Annotated in this window: 18 protein-coding genes and 1 pseudogene; 10 read left to right on the forward strand and 9 right to left on the reverse strand. The window is 60.3% G+C overall.

What is annotated here, in order from left to right; genetic code table 11:
* Positions 1–332: 332 nt before the first annotated feature.
* On the reverse strand, positions 333–572 hold the full coding sequence (locus tag MAXJ12_RS24970) for a hypothetical protein (protein WP_008838840.1): 240 nt from the start codon (positions 570–572) through the stop codon (positions 333–335).
* A gap of 1,185 nt (positions 573–1,757) precedes the next feature.
* Here MAXJ12_RS24970 and MAXJ12_RS24975 point away from each other — a divergent pair.
* The 7 genes from MAXJ12_RS24975 (at position 1,758) to MAXJ12_RS25005 (ending at position 10,367) form a co-directional block, all read left to right on the forward strand.
* Positions 1,758–2,486, forward strand: coding sequence for a helix-turn-helix domain-containing protein (locus MAXJ12_RS24975; protein WP_008838842.1), 729 nt, complete (start codon positions 1,758–1,760; stop codon positions 2,484–2,486).
* Positions 2,487–2,802: 316 nt separating this feature from the next.
* Positions 2,803–3,252 carry a hypothetical protein gene (locus tag MAXJ12_RS24980; protein WP_008838843.1) on the forward strand — a complete coding sequence of 150 codons (450 nt, stop codon included), beginning with the start codon at positions 2,803–2,805 and terminating at the stop codon, positions 3,250–3,252.
* Positions 3,249–8,069, forward strand: a complete 4,821-nt coding sequence (locus MAXJ12_RS24985) for a YadA-like family protein (RefSeq protein ID WP_008838844.1) — start codon at positions 3,249–3,251, stop codon at positions 8,067–8,069. Before MAXJ12_RS24980 ends, MAXJ12_RS24985 begins: the two co-directional genes overlap by 4 nt.
* 7 nt (positions 8,070–8,076) lie before the next feature.
* On the forward strand, positions 8,077–8,652 hold the full coding sequence (locus MAXJ12_RS24990; RefSeq protein WP_008838845.1) for an invasion associated locus B family protein: 576 nt from the start codon (positions 8,077–8,079) through the stop codon (positions 8,650–8,652).
* 13 nt (positions 8,653–8,665) lie between these two features.
* Entirely contained in the window at positions 8,666–9,361 is a 696-nt protein-coding gene (locus MAXJ12_RS24995; RefSeq protein WP_040587873.1) for a hypothetical protein, read from the forward strand.
* Positions 9,358–9,834, forward strand: a complete 477-nt coding sequence (locus tag MAXJ12_RS25000; protein ID WP_008838847.1) for a DUF4189 domain-containing protein — start codon at positions 9,358–9,360, stop codon at positions 9,832–9,834. The genes MAXJ12_RS24995 and MAXJ12_RS25000 overlap by 4 nt, the downstream gene beginning before the upstream one ends.
* Positions 9,831–10,367 (forward strand): invasion associated locus B family protein, encoded by a 537-nt coding sequence (locus tag MAXJ12_RS25005; RefSeq protein ID WP_008838848.1) that lies wholly within the window; start codon positions 9,831–9,833, stop codon positions 10,365–10,367. The genes MAXJ12_RS25000 and MAXJ12_RS25005 overlap by 4 nt, the downstream gene beginning before the upstream one ends.
* 218 nt (positions 10,368–10,585) lie before the next feature.
* Here the strand turns inward: MAXJ12_RS25005 and msrB are convergent.
* Positions 10,586–11,066: pseudogene (msrB, locus tag MAXJ12_RS25010) on the reverse strand (peptide-methionine (R)-S-oxide reductase MsrB).
* A 182-nt stretch (positions 11,067–11,248) separates the two neighbouring features.
* Positions 11,249–12,073 carry an alpha/beta fold hydrolase gene (locus MAXJ12_RS25015; RefSeq protein ID WP_008838850.1) on the reverse strand — a complete coding sequence of 275 codons (825 nt, stop codon included), beginning with the start codon at positions 12,071–12,073 and terminating at the stop codon, positions 11,249–11,251.
* A gap of 111 nt (positions 12,074–12,184) precedes the next feature.
* Here MAXJ12_RS25015 and MAXJ12_RS25020 point away from each other — a divergent pair, with 111 nt between their 5' ends.
* Complete coding sequence (locus tag MAXJ12_RS25020; protein WP_139044028.1) at positions 12,185–13,156, forward strand: cupin domain-containing protein; 972 nt, start codon at positions 12,185–12,187, stop codon at positions 13,154–13,156.
* Between the two features lie 57 nt (positions 13,157–13,213).
* On the opposite strand, the gene MAXJ12_RS37765 is transcribed toward MAXJ12_RS25020, so the two are convergent.
* The 4 genes from MAXJ12_RS37765 to MAXJ12_RS25040 form a co-directional block, all read right to left on the reverse strand.
* Positions 13,214–13,378: a hypothetical protein gene (locus tag MAXJ12_RS37765; RefSeq protein WP_157999661.1), complete on the reverse strand. Its 165-nt coding sequence runs from the start codon at positions 13,376–13,378 to the stop codon at positions 13,214–13,216.
* Positions 13,379–13,516: 138 nt separating this feature from the next.
* Positions 13,517–13,753, reverse strand: a complete 237-nt coding sequence (locus MAXJ12_RS25030; protein WP_008838853.1) for a tautomerase family protein — start codon at positions 13,751–13,753, stop codon at positions 13,517–13,519.
* A gap of 75 nt (positions 13,754–13,828) precedes the next feature.
* Positions 13,829–14,542, reverse strand: a complete 714-nt coding sequence (locus MAXJ12_RS25035; protein WP_040587880.1) for an SDR family NAD(P)-dependent oxidoreductase — start codon at positions 14,540–14,542, stop codon at positions 13,829–13,831.
* A gap of 143 nt (positions 14,543–14,685) precedes the next feature.
* Positions 14,686–15,618 carry a LysR family transcriptional regulator gene (locus MAXJ12_RS25040; RefSeq protein ID WP_008838855.1) on the reverse strand — a complete coding sequence of 311 codons (933 nt, stop codon included), beginning with the start codon at positions 15,616–15,618 and terminating at the stop codon, positions 14,686–14,688.
* A gap of 32 nt (positions 15,619–15,650) precedes the next feature.
* Here MAXJ12_RS25040 and MAXJ12_RS37055 point away from each other — a divergent pair, with 32 nt between their 5' ends.
* Positions 15,651–15,857: a hypothetical protein gene (locus MAXJ12_RS37055; protein ID WP_139044029.1), complete on the forward strand. Its 207-nt coding sequence runs from the start codon at positions 15,651–15,653 to the stop codon at positions 15,855–15,857.
* A gap of 1,000 nt (positions 15,858–16,857) precedes the next feature.
* The gene (locus tag MAXJ12_RS25045) at positions 16,858–17,322 is read left to right on the forward strand and encodes a hypothetical protein (protein ID WP_008838856.1); all 465 of its coding nucleotides are present in this window, start codon (positions 16,858–16,860) and stop codon (positions 17,320–17,322) included.
* A 202-nt stretch (positions 17,323–17,524) separates the two neighbouring features.
* Here MAXJ12_RS25045 and MAXJ12_RS25050 read toward each other — a convergent pair whose 3' ends face one another.
* Positions 17,525–18,496: a LysM peptidoglycan-binding domain-containing protein gene (locus MAXJ12_RS25050; protein WP_008838857.1), complete on the reverse strand. Its 972-nt coding sequence runs from the start codon at positions 18,494–18,496 to the stop codon at positions 17,525–17,527.
* A 587-nt stretch (positions 18,497–19,083) separates the two neighbouring features.
* Entirely contained in the window at positions 19,084–19,344 is a 261-nt protein-coding gene (locus MAXJ12_RS37060; protein ID WP_139044030.1) for a hypothetical protein, read from the reverse strand.
* Positions 19,345–20,460 lie beyond the last annotated feature (1,116 nt).

Consider the following 20,460-nt stretch of genomic DNA (forward strand, 5'->3'; position numbering starts at 1 on the left):
TAAGGACAAGTGGTTCGGCCTGAGAACGCCGGACGGCCGCTGAAGCTTCGGTTTTGAAAGGCACTCACCCGCACAGCACCCGGCGAATGCGCTCTCGCCGACTGGAGCTGGGCATTCTAAGGATATCAGGCCGATCGAAAGCCGATGCCGCAGGCACGGAAGATCAGCACCGTGGGTTTTGGAAAGGATCGTCGCCGAACTGATGCCTCGGTCTCCAGGAAGGCCCTGTGCATTATTAGCATCACAGGTTCACGGTAGGCGTTTCGCCGCTGCCTGATCGGATGGACCGTGTGCATGAAGATTCCTGGCACGTATGAGATGCGGGGAGAAATCTAGCGTGCCTCCCCGCGGGTCACCAGAACCGCATTGAAGGCCTTCCGTGGCGAAAGGCTGTCACTGAAAGGCTGATAGCGTCCGGCCCACCAATCGTCGGATGCGTAGGCTTCATCCTCGGCTACGATCTCGAGGGCGACTTCGAAGTGTTCGGTGTAACCGGTGTCTTGCGACGACACCAGGACCGGCAACTCTTGAGGCATCTCCTGCAATACGGCAATCAGTTCACCAACAGTCATCCCATCCGCCTCCTAGGGTCTCGTCAAGGGCTGAATTGCGCCGCGGTCTGGCCCGCTTTTCTTGGGACGTTCGGCAAGCAGGCTCGCTGAAGGGATTTTTCCCGCCCGTTTCCAGCGAGCCGTACTCTCGTGACATGACGACCACCGGCATCTGGCGGCAGGTCTCCACAAGCAAATTACACGCCGCTCAGCGTGACCCAAAATTGGGCAACGCAATATCGCACTTATCTTATAATCAAAGAATCGTACTTCCGTAAGTACTGACCACGCATCTCACCAACATTCCGTCGGGAACAGAGGCAGGAAACTACGGTGTGCCGTCTGCTGCGCGGAGCGCAAATTCGAGCTTCTGTGGGCCATACAAGGACCTGGCAGGGCTTGGAACGTACCTCCTGGAGCATTGTTTTCAATCGAAACCTGCTACTCAGGGCCTGCCGGGCGTATTCATGCCCATCGCCGTATGGCCAGCCGCCGACGCTCTTATACATCACGCCCAGCAGCAAACGCCACGTCGCTTTCTGCTTTCGAAGATTCAGCAGCTCTCCGACCTCTTCGTTCCACGCGCATTTTCGCTCTGCAGCGTTTGAAACGCTCCCACGAATACATCGCGCAAAATGTCGATACGACCCGATAGGAATCTGAGCGGTGGTTGGTCAGTACCGTTAGCAGAAAGCAGGCTAAGAAGAGCGTGAGTGAAACGTAATATGTCTGCGAGTAAGACAATAGTTGCTACAATAAATCTTACAATTACTTCAGTAGTGCGCAATCTACCTTGGCTTGCATCCTTCTACTAAATTAGCAAAATCTAAATTATTCACAGTGCGCAACATTCTGTTGTCAAGTGTAAACTTCATGACTAGGTTTCAACTCAATTGCGGCGGTTCAGGGGTTTGTTTGCGGCATTTTAGAGCCTGGCACTTACGCATCCCTTTGGTTGCGCGAGCCGGCAGCGTTGGTCGCCAGCCCCGCAAATCGTTCGGCTAGCAATGGGGGCTACGGCGGATGCAGCGGAAGAATGGTATCTTGGATCATCGAAGCTCTGACCAAGATCGGCAAGTTGTCGATAGGTGCATATTCAATGGCATTCCCGAAACCGAGGGTCCGCGCCTGACTACCTTTCGAGGCGGCGCGCTCCATACCGTTCGCCCGCCAGGCGAGCATACATTCCGAGCTAAAGACCATGTAATGACGGTGTCGCTCACGCCTGCGCCAGGAATGAGAGCCGCGCGCGAGGGCGATAAGGTTCAGGAGTTTGACGCACCAGCTGGCATGCTCGCGGTCATCCCGGCGAACGAGGAAAACTACGTGGCTTGGTCGTCCACCAGGGAAAACGTGGTTGTTGCACTGGCGCCTGAAAGCCTGCTCGAGCTGGCCGCGCGTGAATTCGACGCGGGCAGAGTGGAGCTCCAGCCGCCGCCCTTTGGAACCATCGATCTCTCGGCGCTCCACCTTGGAAGGCAGCTCAAGGCGGAACTGACATCCGGTGAAGCCGCAAGCGAGCTCTATATCGACTCGCTGATCACGATGTTCGCGATCCATATTCTTCGAAACTATTCGAGCACACACAAAGTGCCTGCCAATGCCAAGGGCGGTCTTTCCGCGCGCGCCGCGGCGAGAGTGGTGGACTTCCTTGGCGAGAATTTTACCCGCAAATTATCCGTGGCCGAATTGGCCGCTGTCTCCGGTCTAAACCGTCGCCACTTTATTCACGCTTTCACGCAGACGTTCGGGGAGCCACCGCATCGCTATCTGGTAAAGCGGCGCCTTGCATTCGCTGAAGAACTGCTTGTCAAAGGTGACCTTGCGATCCCAGAAGTCGCTCATCTGAGTGGATTTTCAGACCAGAGCCAATTGACAACCACCATGAAGAAATACCGGCAAATGACGCCGATGCAAATGCGGCGGGGCGGATAGTTCCTTCCCTCGTCATTTTAGGGGCGGCATTCAAGACCTCCGCTCCTTCGGCAGGGCAAGTTTCGAGCATGCGTTGCAGGTTGTGTGGCCATTGCGTCACAGTATCTGCGGTTGCCTTTGTCCGAGCGCGTTTTGTCGGACTTTTTAAAAAAAGATCGCACTTTTCAAAAATACCGCAGGGCAAAATTGTGCCCTCCTGCTTGCACTGGAATCGTCCGGTGTACGGCACGATGCCTCCGCCAACTATGCTTAGATGACTGGGGTTTGGAAGAGATGCGTGCCGCCTGCAAGAGATCTCCGGAAGTGCTCAACGCCAATGCTCGGGCTTTCCATGGATAATTTCGCTTCGTCGAAGCAGCCTACGGAGATCCAAGGCCTTGCACCGAAGGCCGAAGCGGCCTGGACTGCCTTACAGCGCCAATACGCCAGCCGGATCAGCGACGCGGAGATCGATCATCTCTTTGCCTGCTTCGTGCTTGGATTGACCTCTCCGGCTTATGCCGAGGGGGAACCGGCCCTCCATTTCGATGTCTGCCGCGCGCTGGTGGCGGTCAAGCTGCCGCCGGAGCGGGTCCACGCTGCCTTGCACACGATGCCGGAACCCACGCAGCCATGGCTTGCGAGCGCTTGTGCGCTGATCGAGAGCCAGGGCGCGAAGATAGGAAGCGCCCTTCAGGAAAAGGCGTCCAATCTCGAAGACCTTTCAACCGCCCGGGCGAATGCGGCAACAGGAAGCCTGGGCAAAAACGAGGAAAACGCAACATGACTGCAGGCATCGAGGGACGCGCCAGATCTCGTGGTGGATTTGTCGGAAACTGGGTTTCAGGCAGCGGCGACAGCCGTTCGCTGCGCCGCAGGTTGATGGCGGCGCTGCGGCTGGCACACTGCGTGCTCGGAATGGGACGTAAGCGGCTGGGGCTCGGCACGCTCGGCGCCGGCGGAACCTTGGCCTCCGCTCTCTATGGCTCGGCGCCTGCGGTCGCCTGTGCCGCCGCGAGCGTGCTGCCGGAAGAGCCGACCTGTCCAAACTGCGGGCGGGTTTTCGTCGAGTTCGCTAGTAAGGCGACGAGACGCCGGTGGATGGAACTCGGCTGGAGACCGGCCGCTGCGGCGGCGTTGGGCGCGTTGGCGCTGTCGGTTTCATCCGCGGCGCCAGCACAAGCGCAGAATTACACGGCCGGCGGTGGCACCGTGGCCCCTGGGTCCACCCTCGGCTTGGCGATCGGCTGTGGTGGTAACGGGGCGACCGTCACCGCAGGGGCCGTCAGCGGCGGCATGGCGATCGGCTGTCGCTCGGTTTCTGGTGGAACGAATTCCATAGCTATTGGCGTTGAAGCCACGACTACCGCCCAAAACGGTGTCGCGATAGGAACGAGCTCCGGCGCCGGGCTAAATGCATCTGCTTTTGGTGCCTCCGCTCAGGCGACCGGTGCTACGTCGTCCGCCTTCGGCTTCGGTGCCACCGCGAGCGGACAAGGCTCCGTTGCGAACGGCTTCCTCGCGAACGCAGGCTTGCAGAATGCCGTCGCTATCGGCGCCCAGGCGACCGCGTCCGCGTTGAACTCCATCTATCTTGGCGCACGCACTTTTGGAACAGGCGCCAGTGCACAGAGCGCCATCGCCATCGGCACGGACGTTATAGCGTCTCAGGTCGACGCCATTGCGATCGGGCGTCAAAGCCAGTCGACGGGCACGAGCGCCACGGCGATGGGTTTGAACGCCCGCGCCTGGGGTAACCAGTCCATCGCGCTCGGCCTGGGCGCGGTCGCAGGCGTTCAGGCCAACACGGCCATACCCAACAGCATCGCGATCGGCACCAATTCGCTCGCTTCCGGCGGTTTCGGGGTCGCGCTCGGCCAGGCCACGCAGGCCACTGCCGATTTCAGCACGGCAGTCGGCAACGGGGCTGCTGCCAGCGCCGATTCCGCTACGGCCCTCGGCCGCGCGACTTCGGCGACGGGCCTTGCCGCCACCGCCGTCGGCAATGCGGCTCGGGCGACAGGGAACACTGCGCTCGCACTCGGTGGCCAAGCGGTGGCTGTCGGCGACAGCACGGTTGCTGTCGGACAGGGGGCCGGCGCTGGGTCAACCACTGCCAATAGCGGTTCTGTAGCGATGGGTATCGCTGCCGGTACGCTCGTCAGCGGCGCACAGAATACCGCTGTCGGCGGTGGCATCGCCAACGCCATGAGAGGTGCCGGCTCCGGCGTCACTGGAGCGCGCAACGTCTCCATGGGAACCGGCGACGGTTCCGTCACTTATGACGGCACGCTTGCAGCTTCCGCCGGCAACCTGGTGACGGGCGACGACAATATCGCCATCGGCACCAATGCCGGCATCGGCGTCAGCGCCAACAATACGACGTCGATAGGCGTCAATGCGAACGCAACCGCCGAGAACGCGATTGCTATGGGCCATACCGCGGTGGCGGACGCTGCCGACGCGGTCGCCATCGGCACGGGCGCGACCGCAACCGGGGGCAAGGCTGTCGCCATCGGCGCCGGCAACGTCGCTTACGGGGACGGCGCGGTCGCGATCGGCGATCCGAGCTACGCCAGCGGCACCGGCGCCTTCACGGGCGGCGCGAACAACATCGCCAATGCCGACGGCACGGCGACCGCCACGGCGGCCAACGCGGCCAACGGCGCGGTCGCCATCGGCAACAACAATGTTGCGATCGGCCAGGGCTCGGTCGCGCTCGGCAACTTCAGCCGCGCGGGCGCTGCGGGCGCGGTCGCCTTCGGCGATACGGCCGTCGCCAATTTCGCGGATGACGTGGCGCTGGGCTCCGGCTCGGTGACGGCGGCCGCGGTGGCGACGCCGAACGTGGTGATCGACGGCGCCACCTACAATTTCGCCGGCACGACGCCGGTCTCGACAGTCAGCGTGGGTGCGTTGGGCGCGGAGCGTACCATCACCAATGTCGCGGCGGGCCGCCTCAGTGACAGCTCGACCGATGCAGTCAATGGTTCTCAGCTCTTCGCGACCAACCAGGCGGTCGACAGCCTCGGCACCACCGTCGACAACATCAACAATGGCGGCGGCATCAAGTATTTCCACGCCAATTCGGTGCTGCCGGATTCGCAGGCGCTGGGGACTGACTCGGTGGCGATCGGGCCGAACGCGGTGGCCAACAACGCCGACGACGTCGCTATCGGTTCCGGCGCTGTGTCGGGCGCGACGACGGTGGTATCCAACGCGGTGATCGGCGGCACGACCTACAACTTCGCAGGCGCGACGCCGGCCGGCGCCTTCTCGGTCGGCGCTCTGGGCGCCGAGCGCCAGATCCAGAACGTCGCGGCGGGGCGGCTCTCGAACAGCTCGACCGACGCGGTGAACGGATCGCAGCTCTTCGCGACCAACCAGCAGGTCACGCAGAACACGACTGACATCGCCAATCTGGATGGACGCGTGACGACGGTCGAGGGCGACGTCACCAATCTCGACGGGCGCGTGACGACGGCCGAAGGCAACATCACCAACCTGGGCAACACGGTCAACAACATCGCCGGCGACACCTCGACAGCCTACACCGATGCCAATGGCGACGGCATCCGGTATGTGCGTACAAACGACCGTACGCTGCCGGTCGCGGATTCTTCCGCCCAGGGAATCGCCTCCACAGCCGTCGGCTATCAGGCGACTGCCGTGGCCGACAATTCGCTCGCACTCGGACGTGACAGCCAGGCCAGCATCGTGGGCGGCGTCGCGCTTGGTTCCGGGTCGATCGCCGATCGCGCGCTGGCTCCGGTCACCGGCCAGATTCCGGCCGGGGCAACCAACTTCATTGAATACAATACGACCGACAAGACGCTGCTTGGCGCGGTCTCGGTGGGCACGGACACCTCGTACCGTCAGATCACCAATGTGGCGGATGGCACGAATGCCCAGGACGCGGTGACGATCCGCCAGCTCCAGGGCGCCATCGCCTCGGTCGCGACGACCCCGTCCATGTATTTCCATGCCAATTCGACGGCCGGAGACTCCCTTGCCGTGGGCGCGGAGTCGATTGCGGTCGGCCCAACGACGGTGGTCAACGCCGACAACGGCGTCGGCATCGGCAACGGCGCGATCGTCGACCAGATCGCGCCGGGCGGCACGGCCATCGGCCAGGGCGCTCATGTGATGTTGGCCGACGGCATTGCGCTCGGCACGAATTCCCTCGCAGCGGGCATTCAGTCCGTCGCCATCGGAGCTGGCGCTGAAAGCAACCACGCCAACAGCATTGCGCTTGGCGGCAATTCCATCACCACGGTTGGCGCCCAGACGGATTATACGGCGTTTGGCCTTGCCGCGCTGCAGGACTCCGTCGGCGAGGTGTCGATCGGCGCGGCCGGTTCCGAGCGCAAGCTGACCAATGTTGCCGCCGGGTCGGCGGACACGGATGGGGTCAACGTCTCGCAGCTGCGCGGCATGACGCAGAACGTCACCAACCTTTTCGGCGGCACGACGGTGGTCAACCCCGACGGCTCGATCACCGGGCCGACCTACAACATCCAGGGCGGCAGCTATACGACGGTCTATGATGGCTTCACTGCCGTGGACGCCAGCCTTACCAACCTCAGCAATCAGATCAACGGCGGCGGTGGCATCAAATACTTCCACGCCAATTCGACGCTCGCCGACTCGCAGGCGACCGGCGTGGACAGCGTCGCGATCGGACCCGAAAGTGTCGCGAGCGGTGACGGCAGCCTGGCTGCCGGCAATGGCGCGAACGCGGGGGCGCAGGGCGCTGTGGCCCTCGGCCAGGGGGCTGAGGCGAACAATGCCAACGATGTCGCACTCGGTTCGGGGTCTGTGACGGAAGCTGCCGTCGGCACTTCGAGCGCCGTCATTAACGGCCAAAGCTACGACTTTGCCGGCACCGCACCCGTCGGAACTGTCAGCGTCGGCGCTGACGGCGCAGAACGGACGATCACGAATGTTGCTGCCGGCCGAGTATCGGCAGACAGCACAGACGCCATCAACGGCTCCCAGCTTCACGCGACCAATACGGCAATCGAGGATCTGGAGACCGATGTGGGAAGCATCACCCAGAACGCAGTCCAATATGACCTGAATCCGGATGGTAGCAAAAAGAACAGCATCACGTTGCAGGGCGGCGACGTCAATGCGCCCGTGATCATCTCGAATGTAGGTGCGGGCGTGGCGGACACCGATGCCGTCAATGTCTCCCAATTGAACGAGGGGATCACCGAATCCAGGTCCTATACCGACAACCGTGTCAGCTATGCGATCGACACCGCCAATGATTATACGGACACGGTCGCAGCAACGACATTGAACCAGGCCAACAGCTATACCGACCAGAAGTTCGATCAACTGAACCAGGAGGTCGGCGAAATCCGTGATGAGGCAAGGCAGGCCGCCGCCATTGGGCTTGCTGCGGCCTCGCTGCGCTACGACGATCGTCCCGGTAAGCTCAGTGTCGCTATGGGGGGAGGCTACTGGCGCAGCGAAGGCGCACTGGCCTTCGGCGCCGGCTATACAAGCGAAAACGGACGTGTCCGCGCGAATCTGTCGGGAACAACGACTGACGGGCACTGGGGCGTCGGCGCGGGTCTCAGCTTCACCCTGAACTGAGCTCATCATGTTTAGGCAAGCGGCCTTTGCCGCCCCGATTTTTCTGGCTTGTCTGTTACTGTCCGGTCCATATGCGGCCGGACAGGAGGCGGTCGGTTCTGGCTATAGAATAAAGCCTTCCGAGGTCGTGCTGCCTCCGGAGGCAACGCTTGGTGAATATCAACGGACCACTCGTCCGTTCGAGAACTGGACGCTGATCTGCGACGAGAACCTGAAGGCTCGCCAAAGGGTTTGCAACGTCACCCAGATTGTCGAGGACCACGAAGGACAGGTCGCATTCAGCTGGTCCCTTGCCGCCACCAAGGAAGGCAACCCCTACATGATCTTGCGCACCGCACCGGTCGCCAAGAGCGATGGCCTGGTGTCGCTGAAATTCGAGGGCCGTGAAGAGCCGGTAAGGGTCCAACTCGATGGGTGCAACGCAGCAATTTGCATCGGAATGCTGCCGGTCGGTCCCATCATGCGTGAACAGATTTCGAAAAACGCGGCACCGACCATCTCCTATTCGACAAAAGATGGGAAGACCGTCAGCGTGACCGCAACCCTCAAGGGCCTTTCTACAGCCGTTAAGGCGATCAATTGACGGAGACATTTTGGTGAACCAGCAATCAATCCATGATCGCATAATATTTCGGAACCAGAGCAAAGATGCTGTTCAGGATGGTGTCGTTGATCGGAACAGGCCGAAGCGAAGCTGGTTGAGAATGGCGGTCTTCTCGCTGTTCGGACTTGTCGCCGTCGGCGCTGCCGGCCTCACCGCCATCCAATACGATGTGGTTAGGAATTTCGTATCGCAGCCGGCGGTTGCGAAAACCAACGAAGCCAGCCAAACGCTGGCTGACACGCCGTTTCTGCAGCATGCCATGCAAGCGGGCCTGCAATCCTGTTCCACGGTCTTTCCGGTTCTCGGGGAGCTGCTGACGAACGGCGCCACCTATAGTGTACAGTCGGTCTGGAACAACGAGGCCGCCGACAAACACGTCGTGCAAGCTCTGGTTGGCATGAACTATGCCGCGGAGGGCTACAACGGCCCGGCGGCCGGTGTTGTGGTCGCTGCGCCGACAGGCTCTTTTTGTGAAGGTTCGATGATCCGGGTGGCGCCGTTTGCGGCATCATGCGCCGATATGCCGGCCATGCTTCCGAAGGGAAGCAAGCTTACCAACAATCTTGCGCAGATCAGCGTCTACGAACTTCCCGATAACGGTGGCAACGCAATGCTCCTACCAACAGGAAACAGCTGCGTCGTCATTTCCGTAGCGTCGGCGACAGGAACACAAGGAGGTGGAAAATGAGATTGAGTTTTGCCCTTGGTGCGATCGGCATGGTGTTGGTCACAACAGCGCAGCTGGGCGCGGCTGACCTTCCCACGGCTGCCGATGTGCCGGTTCCACCGCCTCAAGAGGAGCGCGGCATCTGGGCCGCAATCGCCTACTCCGAGACGGACGAAAAGCACGGCTTCTTTTGGGGCGCCGACAAGCGGCAGGAGGCCATGGAAATCGCGCTCGAGCATTGTGAGAATGTCGAAGGCACGGGATGCGTTGTCGTTGAGGTGTTTCGCAACCATCGACATTGGGACGACGACGATGATACCGGTTTTCCCTATCACCGTTGTGGCGCGCTTGTTATCGGCAAGGAAAAGGTCGGCCGAATCACACCTTGGAGCGCAAAATCGGCGCCAACACGCCGGGAAGCTGAGAACCTTGCTCTCGCAGCCTGTGAGCGGTCAGGGACGCAATGCAAGGTTCGGGAATGGGTATGTACATGAGGCTTCGCCACAAGACCGTTTCCGCATGCGGAGCAATTGTATTCTCTTTGTTGTCAGCCGCGTCGGCCCAGCAACAGGTGGCAGCGCTTCCTAATGGAGCGTCGTCCCTCCGGGAAGTATATCAGGACTGGAGCGTCGCCTGCGCCATTCGGGAGAACGCGAAGATCTGCTCGCTCTCGCAGGACCAAGTGCAACAGAACGGCCAGAGGCTTCTTGCTGTGGAGGTGCACAGAAGTGCAGATGGTTCGGCAACGGCTACCCTGCTTCTGCCCTTCGGCATACTGCTCGACTCTGGCGTGACGCCGCAGATCGACGACCAGCCGCCATTGTCGCCCCTGCGGTTCAGGACCTGCCAGCCCACAGGGTGCCTTGCCGTGTTTTCGATCGATCCGGCGATGCTCGGAAAGATGAGAGAAGGCTCGGTGCTGAAGCTCAATGTCACGACCGCCGCCGAGACCCAGCTGACGTTTCCAGTGTCCCTCCGCGGCCTGACCGTAGCGCTCGATCGCATGGCGGCGTTAAGCACGCGTTGAGGGACATAAGGCCGCCAACTGCTGACAGCCCTAGCGCCTTGTTCACCGTGCCTCGTAAGTGGCGGGTGTCAATGACCGCTCTCTCGTTGGCAATTTCCGAGCAAGTCGAACTCTAGATGCCTTGGGGTGACGCTCCTGAAGCGTCGCTCCGTGACCAAAGGCGACATTGTCACTGTGCGGTTTGGAATGTCTTATACCTGACGGTCTTTAACGAAAATTCAGCTCCTCCACCGCTCACCTTCAGGGGCGCGTCGGTGGAGCTTGTCAGGAAGAGGCTCTCCATTGGGTGTGAATGCCAGCGATCCTGAATTGATGCAAAAGCGGTTCCCGGTCGGAGGCGGGCCGTCTCGAAAGACATGACCTTGGTGCGCGCCGCAACGGGCGCAGACGATCTCCGTCCTGACGACGCCATGGCGAGTGTCTTGAATGCTGCGGAGATGATCCTGAGCGAAGGGCGCGGTAAAGCTTGGCCAGCCTGTGCCACTTTCAAACTTGCCGCCGCCGTTGAACAACGGCAGTCCGCACAAACGGCAGGTATACAGCCCCTACCTCGTGGACGAAAACACCGCAAAATGGGGCCTCTTCGCCATGTTCGAGCAGCAAGCGTCGCTCTTCATCGCTGAGGGCTGCAACCAGTTCCCGCAACTGGTATTGGTTGGGATGTGTCAGGTCGAACAGCATTTCGGATATGTCGGGCATATTCTATCTCCTTGCTACCTTCAACGGGTCGCATTGGGCAGATAGCTTGCATGGATTTCGGGCGGCGCCACCCCGGCGCCGCCCGATCAGGGGCGTTGTTCGATGGATTCGCTTGGGTGAGGCCGGTTAGAGCTTTGACAACGACGATAGCGGGCCGGGTCAGTCGGCCCGCTATCGTCGTTTTATGACTGGAAGAACGCGAGAAGGTCGGCATTAATGGTGTCGGCATGAGTCGTCGGCATGCCGTGCGGGAAACCTTTGTAGGTCTTGAGCGTCCCATTCTTCAGCAGTTTCACCGACAGCGGAGCGGAATCGGCGTAAGGAACGATCTGATCGTCGTCACCGTGCATCACCAGCACCGGAACGGTTATCTTCTTCAGGTCCTCTGTGAAATCGGTCTGCGAGAACGCGACGATGCCGTCATAGTGAGCCTTTGCGCCGCCCATCATGCCCTGCCGCCACCAATTCCAGATCACAGCGTCGGAGGGTTTTGCGCCCGACCGGTTGTAGCCATAGAACGGCCCGGAAGCGACGGCGATGTAGAAATCGCTGCGGCCAGCCGCGAGCTGCGCCTGGAAGCCGTCGAACACGTCCTGCGGCAACCCGCCGGGATTGGCTTCGGTCTTCACCATGAGCGGCGGGACCGCGCTCAGGATCGCGGCCTTCGCTACGCGGCTTTCACCGTGGCGCGCGATGTAGTGGACGACTTCGCCGCCGCCGGTGGAGTGTCCGACGTGGATGGCATTCTTGAGGTCGAGCTTCGCCGTCACTGCAGCGAGGTCGTCGGCGTAATGGTCCATGTCATGGCCGTCGCCAACCTGGGTGGAGCGGCCGTGCCCACGCCGATCGTGGGCGATAACGCGGAAGCCCTGATTGACGAAAAACATCATCTGGGCGTCCCAATCATCGGCCGAAAGCGGCCAGCCGTGACTGAAGACGATGGGCTGGCCGGAACCCCAGTCCTTGTAGAAAATATCGACGCCGTCTTTCGTGGTGACCGTAGGCATTTCGTTCTCTCCTCAAATGGTGCATGAATTGGACGAGGAGGAGATTATGGCAGGTTGGTCGAAGGGCAAATGCTCTAAAGGCTCAGCCTTGTGTCCCTGCGGATCAACTTGATGAATCCAAACCGGATTGCCGACCAGGCCGTTCCCCTGGATATCCTCAGCGGCTTGGCGCCACTGCTCAGAGTCCGCCCCGAACTACAATATGTTTGCCGCTTCGGATCGCAGTGGGCGTCTCCTCATCCACCCGAGCCGGACGCGTGGGCGCCATTCCACATCGTCACGGACGGCACCTGCGTTCTTCACCTTCCAGACCTGCCTCGCTCGGTTGCTCTCGAATCAGGAGACATCGCGGTCCTGCCTCGCGGGAGCGCTCATGTCATGCACGGACCGGACACTGCTCCCGATGACCCGGGACCGTTCAAGATTCAGGGCCATTCCAACGGCACAATCCTCGTAAAGTCCAACACCGAAGCCCAACCCGAAGCCGGGCTGATCTGCGGTCGACTGAGGTTCGATCACGCAGGCGAAAACCTGGTGCTCTCCGCCTTGCCAGAAGTGATTGTCATCAAAGGTGCGGTAGGTCGAGATTCCTCCAACATCCGTCAACTCATCACCTTCCTTGCGGAGGAGCTGAACGGCGCTCGGGCAGGAGCATCGGCAATTGCGGCTGATATGGCCAGCAGCCTGATGATCATAGTCGTGCGCGCACATTTGGAATCCGAACACGCCTCAGATGGGCTGCTGTCTTTGCTGGGACATCCACAGGCTGGCCGTGCCGTTGCCGCGATGCTCGACCAGCCTGGCCGCGCATGGAGCCTCGACGAACTTGCGACGCTAGCGAACGCATCGCGGGCTAACCTTGTCCGCATCTTCCGCAAGACCGCGCATGTTCCACCCTTGGCTTTTCTCTCCGAGATGCGGCTTGAATTGGCCCGAAGGAAGCTGCGAGCTTCAAACCGGCCGTTAGCCGGGATAGCTGCCGAAGTCGGTTTCCAATCGGAAAGCGCCTTCAGCAAGGCTTTTCATCTTCGCTTCGGCATTAGGCCTGGCGGAGCGCGAACAGCATCTGCTCGAGCAGGCTGAGCGTTCGCGATGGCTGGCCGTTAGGTCAGGGCTCGGGGTCCTTGGTATCTTGTCACGTCACGATTCAAGGCGAATATTTACGCCCTCGTGCATGGCTGGCGACGTCACCGCCAGGGATGCCGTGATATTTTGCCGGGTCGGCCTGATGGCGGCCGTTCGAAGCATCTTAGCTACTGCCCAACAGCAGACGTTGTCCACGAAAAGCTGCAGATCGACGTTCATTGTCACATCGTCACTCGACAACCTCGCGGAGGCGTTGACCCCTGTTGCCGTCTGATTGAGCGTAACAAGCTCATCGCCGTCGGTCCTTTAAAACCCCGGCGGTGGTCCGCCGAGGTTTTCTTCATCAGTTGGAGACGATCAGGATTTTCCGGCGGCCCGCTGCTGGCGATACTGCACTGTCGGAAGGCCACCCCAGCCCCAGTTGTCGAGATCGATCTCCTCGATCACGACGTAGGTCGACTCAAGCGGCTTGTTCAGGACGTCCAGGAGGACTTCACTGACACCCTTGATGATAGCCGCCTTTTCATTGGCGGTGACCGCGTTGCGGTCCGGTGTGCTGCCCTCGCGGGTAATCTGTACCGTGACAATAGGCATTGCGTTCTTCCTTTTGATTTTTTGTTTTGGTGAGCGGCAGCACTGACGGAGCGCGGCAGCGAATTATTGGGCCGATTACCAGCGGCCGGCGTTCTGGCCACCATCGACATGCAGGATCTCGCCCGTAACGAAGCTCGCGGTTTCGAGATAGAGAACGGCATCGACAACGTCGCGAATCTCGCCCATGCGGCCAACCGGGTGCAGTCCAGCGAGCGTCGGGTGGGTCTCGAGCGGATGCATTGGCGTCTTAATCACGCCTGGAGAAACTGCGTTGACGCGAACGCCGCTCTTTGCGAATTCCATTGCCAGCGATTTGGTCACCGCGTTAAGCCCGCCCTTGGTCAGGGACGCGAGCGCGGAGGGCATGCCGAGGATTGGCTGTTCGGCCAGGCTGGTTGTGATGCTGACGATATGGCCCGAGCCCTGCTTTAGCATCTCAGTGGCAGCGCGTTGGGTGATATGGAAGAAACCGGCCACATTCACTGCGAGATTATGGTCATAGTCTTCCTGCGTCATTTCGACGAACGGTTTTGCGAGAAAGACGCCGGCATTGTTCACCAGGGAGTCGATGCGGCCAAAGCGTTGAAGTCCTTCGCGCACGATCCGCTCCGCGGTTTCGGCGTTGCCGATGTCGCCTGGCACGGCGTGGACGTCCGCGTCGGCACCAGGTTGGATCGACCGGGAACTGGCGATGACGCGATAGTTCCGGCCGCGGTAGGCGCGAACCAGTTCGGCGCCAATACCTTGTGATGCGCCGGTGATGATGACAACTTTCTGTTGATTGCTCATGGAGGTGGTCCTTTTCGATTGCAGCGGCCGCTTCATTAGCGATCCGCCCTTCGCCGTCGGCGTTGGTGCAATAGAGTTAGACCCATGCGCATTCTGGGAGAATTGCCGAGGATCAGCAGACACTCGACCGACAACCGGCATAATCAGTCGAGGATACCGGTTTCCGCCGCAAGCCGTGCAAACTCGGAACGCAGGCGTGGTGCTGCGAAGTCGACGAAGGCCCGGACCTTCGGGACAGACAGTCGACCGTGGGGCGCAACCAGATGAACGGGCAGGGCAGAATGCTCGGCTTCAGCGAGCACGATCTTCAGCCGACCATCCCTCACATACTCCGCGACGTGATAGGAATAGAGCCTGGTTAAACCGCTGCCGGCCAGGGCCGACACCAGCGCAGCGCGCACGCTGTTGACAGTGCAACGTGGCTTAAACTGAACCGTCCGCGGGATGGACGTGCCGTTCGCCGGTGTAAAGCTCCACGATTCCAGACCGAAATTGGTGAAGGCGATGATCTGGTGTTTTGCAAGATCGGCAGGCTCTTCAATACGAGGATGGGCAGCGAGATAGCGTGGAGACGCCACGACGACCCGGCGAACATCGCCGCCCAGCCGGGTGGAGATATGTGAGGAGTCGACCAGATGGCCGATACGCAAGGCGATGTCGACGCCCTCTTCCACAAGATTGACGAAACGGTCGAGGAGAAGAAGCTGCGTTGAAACGGCAGGGTGGAGGTCAAGGAAATCATTCAGGATGGGCACCAAGACCTGTTCGCCCACGATAGGCGGCGCTGAAATCGTCAGCATTCCCCGAGGAGCCGCGCGTTCTCCGCCGGCCAGCATGTCGGCCTCCTCGAGTTCGGTCAGAATTCGCCGGCATGCGGCGGCATACCGCTGCCCAGCCTCGCTCAGCTTCAACGACCGGGTCGTGCGATGCAGCAACTCAATCCCGACATGCACCTCCAATAGACCCAGTGCCCGACTTACCGCTGTCGGAGACCGCTTCAGGCGGCGGGCAGCACCCGCGAGGCTGCCCTCGTCGATCGCGGTTATGAACACTTTCATCGCATCGATGCGATCCATATTGTGCCGCCTTGCGGGATGGGAACTGGTGAATGACCAGAATTCACCCGAAAGCAGCAATAAGTAAACAAGGCCAGCGGGCACGATCCAACGTCAAACCGTCCTGGAATGATCGACATTGTAGCCTGTGGCTTTCGCGCTATTCCGATGTGCTGGGTCGTATGGTGACCGAGACGCATCTCAAGATCGACAACTCGCATCCCGGCAAATTGCTGAAGTTGGAAAATGAGGTTGTCTGAAGCGGGTTAGGTCGGTGCGGTTGGCCCGGCCCAAAAGTTCATCGCGATGTATGGCGGGCACCTGGATTTTCGACCTTATCACGCAGCGACTCCGAACCGTTTTTACCGCGTAGCTGATGCAACAACCGCCCGGCCTCTCTCAATCTCGGTGTAGAAAGTCCATCAGCAAAATGATCGTATAGAGGAGAAAGCACCGCAAGTGCCTCGCCATGCCTGTGTTGATTTCGCAAAAGTGCAGCAAGGCTGGTCGCGGCCGATAATTCCCAATACAGCGCGTTTGCGTGCTTGCCTGGTTCAATGATCGGCCTGATGGGTTGGCCTGAAACGCCGCCCCCTCAGCCGTATGAGAAGGGGTGGGATAGCGACACAAGAATTCGTTCCGGGGTTGATTGCGGTTCGCTCTTTGGTCCCGGCCGATGGCCATAGCTCGAGGAGCCCTGAGGCAGAGCATATTCAACGGTGCAGTTCAGCGCCATTGAACCTCGTTGAGCCCGGATCGGTCGTGTAGATCCCTTGCCGTCCTTTCCGCCAGGAGCATTGTTGGTGAGACCGTTCAGCATTGGCAATGGCCCTTCTGCACAGCTTTCCCGATCCGGCTGCTTGACCGGCGTCGGTGATCCAGCTTCTCCTGGTGCATTTTCCCGTCGCGATTGGCGAGGATCCTTACTTTGACCGCTTGTGAAGGTCGTCGAGCTTACCCATCGGCGCTCGCACTTGATCGAGCAGTAGCGTCAACAGCAGTTGCCAAGCGTCCCTCAAGGGCGACGATAGCGCCGCTCTATTTCTTAACAATATCGGGGGTCGCACGGATCGCAGGCCTCGCACAAAATCATGACATCCGCCCGGGGCAACGCAAAATACAGGAGGATTCAACGACAAGTAGAGCAAGGTCTACTCAATTGATCGGCATAGAATAGCTATAGGTACAATTGACTAATTGACTCGGAATTGTGATTCAAGTGTGATTTGAAGTTGTGTATGGTGCTCTGAAGGATTGGAGATGCCGGCCGACGTAGATGCAATCGCGGGAGCTGTCGCCCGGTCCAGGTGGCTCGACGGCTATACACTTTGGCGCACCTTAAAGAATGTTGAAACGGAATTGTATGCGTTGCAGCGAGCGCAAATCCCGGTTCCGTTCGGGCTGGTCCGCATGAGAGCGATAATTAGACGAGCAAGGGCGCTGAAAGACAAAATTCCAGGCATCCTGGAGGGCGCCGGATCGGCTCATCTTGAGAGTGTTGCCGTTCCGGTAGGTCCGGACTTCGATCCCTTCGACTTCGTCGACCCTTACCTTGCGCTTGGTGGCAGGCGCGAGGCGTCAGTGCGGAACGAAACCATGGGCATAAGTCAATTCAACGAGGAGACACCACAGGCCGCAGAATATTGGCGCCGTGGATTTTCGAAGCTGAGCCGGCAACAGCGACACGCGGTCGCCACATGCCTGTTCCTGCGAGGCAAAGCTTAAGCGCATCCGTCGCGCAACATTCTGAGCACTTGCGCAATCTTCCCAAAATGTCCTGCTGCCGAGCCATCTCGAAAAGCGGCGTTCCATAGCGCGGCGACGGGCCGAAAACCTGCGCGCGATACAACGAATGCCGCTGAATCTGCGGCCAAACAACCGTCCACCATGGAGCTCGATGTCGAGAGGTAGGGTCTGCCGCAGACATTCATTCTATGGCGCTTGTCGTGGCCTGCTTGCCGACCGCTTCCATATCGGAGAGGTCGCCCTCGGTCGTCTCTTCGGGCACCCGGAAAACCTGCCCGGGCCAGATGCGGTCGGGATTCTTGATCTGGCTTTGGTTGGCGAGATAGATCGCCGAATAGCGCACACCCTGGCCATAGACGCGTCGCGAGATCCGCCATAGCGTGTCGCCGCGCCTTATGATGACGGACCTCTTGACGTTGCCGGTTCGGGCGCTGGTCGTTTCGCTCGCTTGTGCGCCTGAAGGCGCGGAAAACACTTTACCAAAGTCGTCAGCGCCTTCATTTGTGAAGGGAACGGCCGCCCGGGCAAGGACTTCAGTCCCGTCCGCCCCAACAGCGTCGACCCGGATCATGGGATCGCCCAACGCCAGTTCGCGCTCAGTCTCGATCAGGAAACGTCCTGCCGGGGACGCGACAGCTTCGCCAATCGCAATGTTGTCGGCGTAAGCCAATACTCTGCGGCCGGGATCGGCCGCTCCCGCCACGAACATGCTGCTCCCCTCGGTTTCGACCGCTTCGACCGAGATCGACAAGCCGTGAAGGGGGGCAGGGGGAGGCGCAGTTGCTGGACTGCCCGCCGACGTGGGCGCCCTAGGATCGGCCGACCTTGCGTTCGGCACTGCGATGAGCCGGCTCGCTTCACCCGCCATCTCGACAAGCACCAGCACCTCCCCATCCTCGCTTTCTGGAACCGATATAATGGCGGCTTCCCGCGACAATTGGATGTCGTCGGCAATGATCTGGCGAAGCAGGATCTGGTAGTCGCCGGGCTCGAGCGTGATGACGATGACAAAATCTCCGTTGGATCCGGTCGTGGCGGCGCCAATATTCCGCGTTTCGGTGACGGCCTCCACCCTGGCGTTCGGCGCTGCCCTTCCAGCGATTACGATCGAGCCGTCGCCCTGGACGCTGACCACGTCGAATGTGGGCAGCACGGCCTTGGCGGCCGGCGCGTTTGCCGGCTGTTGCTCGACGGCGCCATCCTGTCCCGGCAGCCCGGCCGCCTTTGCGGCAGGGCAGCCTTTGCGGCAGCGTCCAACGAAGCGGCATCCGGCAGCAACGCTGCTGGCGGCTGATCTTTGTCAAACGGGACAAACACATCCGAAACATAGACTGTTGCGGCGGCGGCGGTACAGCCGGCAGCAAGAAGCAGCAGCGCTTTGAGCGGATTGACGGCCATTTGCTTCGCCTCGATCCGGGAGCCACGCTCTCCCACAAAACATCGACAATCAAAGCACCGACGCTGTCGGATTGTTATCCCCTCGATTGGCTGTATCGCCAGCGTCAAATGGCGTAGCTGGTGATCGGCAGGCTTTGACGGCGCGCCCGCCGGTTTGCCCAGCCGCTGATGAGTTCTGGGCGCGACGCGGATTTGTGATGCGTGCGTGCCTGTCTGCGAAGCGAGAACCTTGCGGCGCGCCCCGTGCATTCAGCGCCATGGGCAGCGGAGGCGAGAGGATTGACTATACGTGCAAAATCAGCACGGGAAGGAGTATCGCCTGACAAGGCTCCAGATGGTGGTTTATTCCGTTGATTTCACAGATATAGCTTTTGATCCTTTCAATTTCTGCTTCGTCGAGGTCTTCCACTTGCCGTATCGGATTTCGCCCTTCACATCAAAGACCCTCATCAGTTGCGTTTTTGCCGATGAGCCGGATTCGTCGAACGAATAAATGCAGTGGCCGTATTTGTTTCGTAACTTGGCTTTGCGGGTCAGTTCCTCGGTCACTGCGCGTATCGCGCGCCGGCGGCCGATAGAGCAGACGGAGTCATCGGCAGCCACCCTCCTGCAGGAACTGACATAGCGCGAATTCGGAATACTGGAGATGATTGCGCGGGGTTATCAAAACCAGGTTTGATCGCCGCCAAGCTTGATGTTGCGGCGAACACAATCACAGTGCACGTCCACAACATCATCAGCAAACCTGGCACCTGCAATCGGACCGGGCTGCGTCGATCTTTCTGGACGATCGGGCATTGGCAGCTTCAGCACCGCACGCGAGCTATAATCCTACTTGCTGACCTCTTCTAAATCGATCGCTGTATTGGCGACGGGACGTGAACCTGTCATGGTGAGTGCGCCGTACTGGTATTGACGAAACGGCAAGAGGCCGTCCGGGTTGGGTGGGTTACCGGGCGGCCTTCTATTTGCGAAAATTGGGTTTCAGAGTGGCTTCAGCAGCGGCCCCAGCCCCCCACTCCTCCGCTGCTGGCGATGACCGGCCACACGCGGCCGGTCATCTCGGTTTGGGACCCGACGACGAAGATTGTGTCCCGATCCTGCGATCCAACTGAGTTTGATGCCCGCGCCGACCCCTGCTGCTGATGCGCCGTGCATCGATGGCGTCGGTTGCCGCTGCCGTATTCATCCCTAGCAATGAAATATCCTGGCGGCCAAATATTCCCGCAGGACGAGGCGGCGACTGCACTATATGCTGGCGTCCCACGCACGTTCGCTTCCATCACCAATCGGCGTTGATCTGACCCGCATGAGGATACAAGCTTTCAGAGAGATCGGGCCTCTCAACGGTTGCGTCTCGCGCACAGACCGCCCTATTGCGGCCTTTAAGCCACAAGACCGCAAGCGTCGTGCACCGGATGCTGGGATCGTCCATCGCCGGCACCTGGCGTTAACAACCCACTCGTTCTTGCTTGGTTAGGCCGTTGCGGCGAAGAACAGTTCTGAATTGAGCGGTGATCACGCCAGAGGCATTCGCCAGGTGCTGGAGTGCCCGCAGCTCGCGTCTGTGTAAGCAGCGGAATCGCCGCGTTGCCTCCACACTGGGTACGATGCTCATACACGAGACGAGCGCCTTTCGGCGCTCGTCTCCTTCTGATCGTATGGTGCTTAGCCGCCGCCACCACCGCCACCGCCGGCACCGCCGCTGCTGCCGCCAGA

The organism is Mesorhizobium alhagi CCNWXJ12-2, from assembly GCF_000236565.1.
Taxonomy (GTDB): Bacteria; Pseudomonadota; Alphaproteobacteria; order Rhizobiales; family Rhizobiaceae; genus Allomesorhizobium; species Allomesorhizobium alhagi.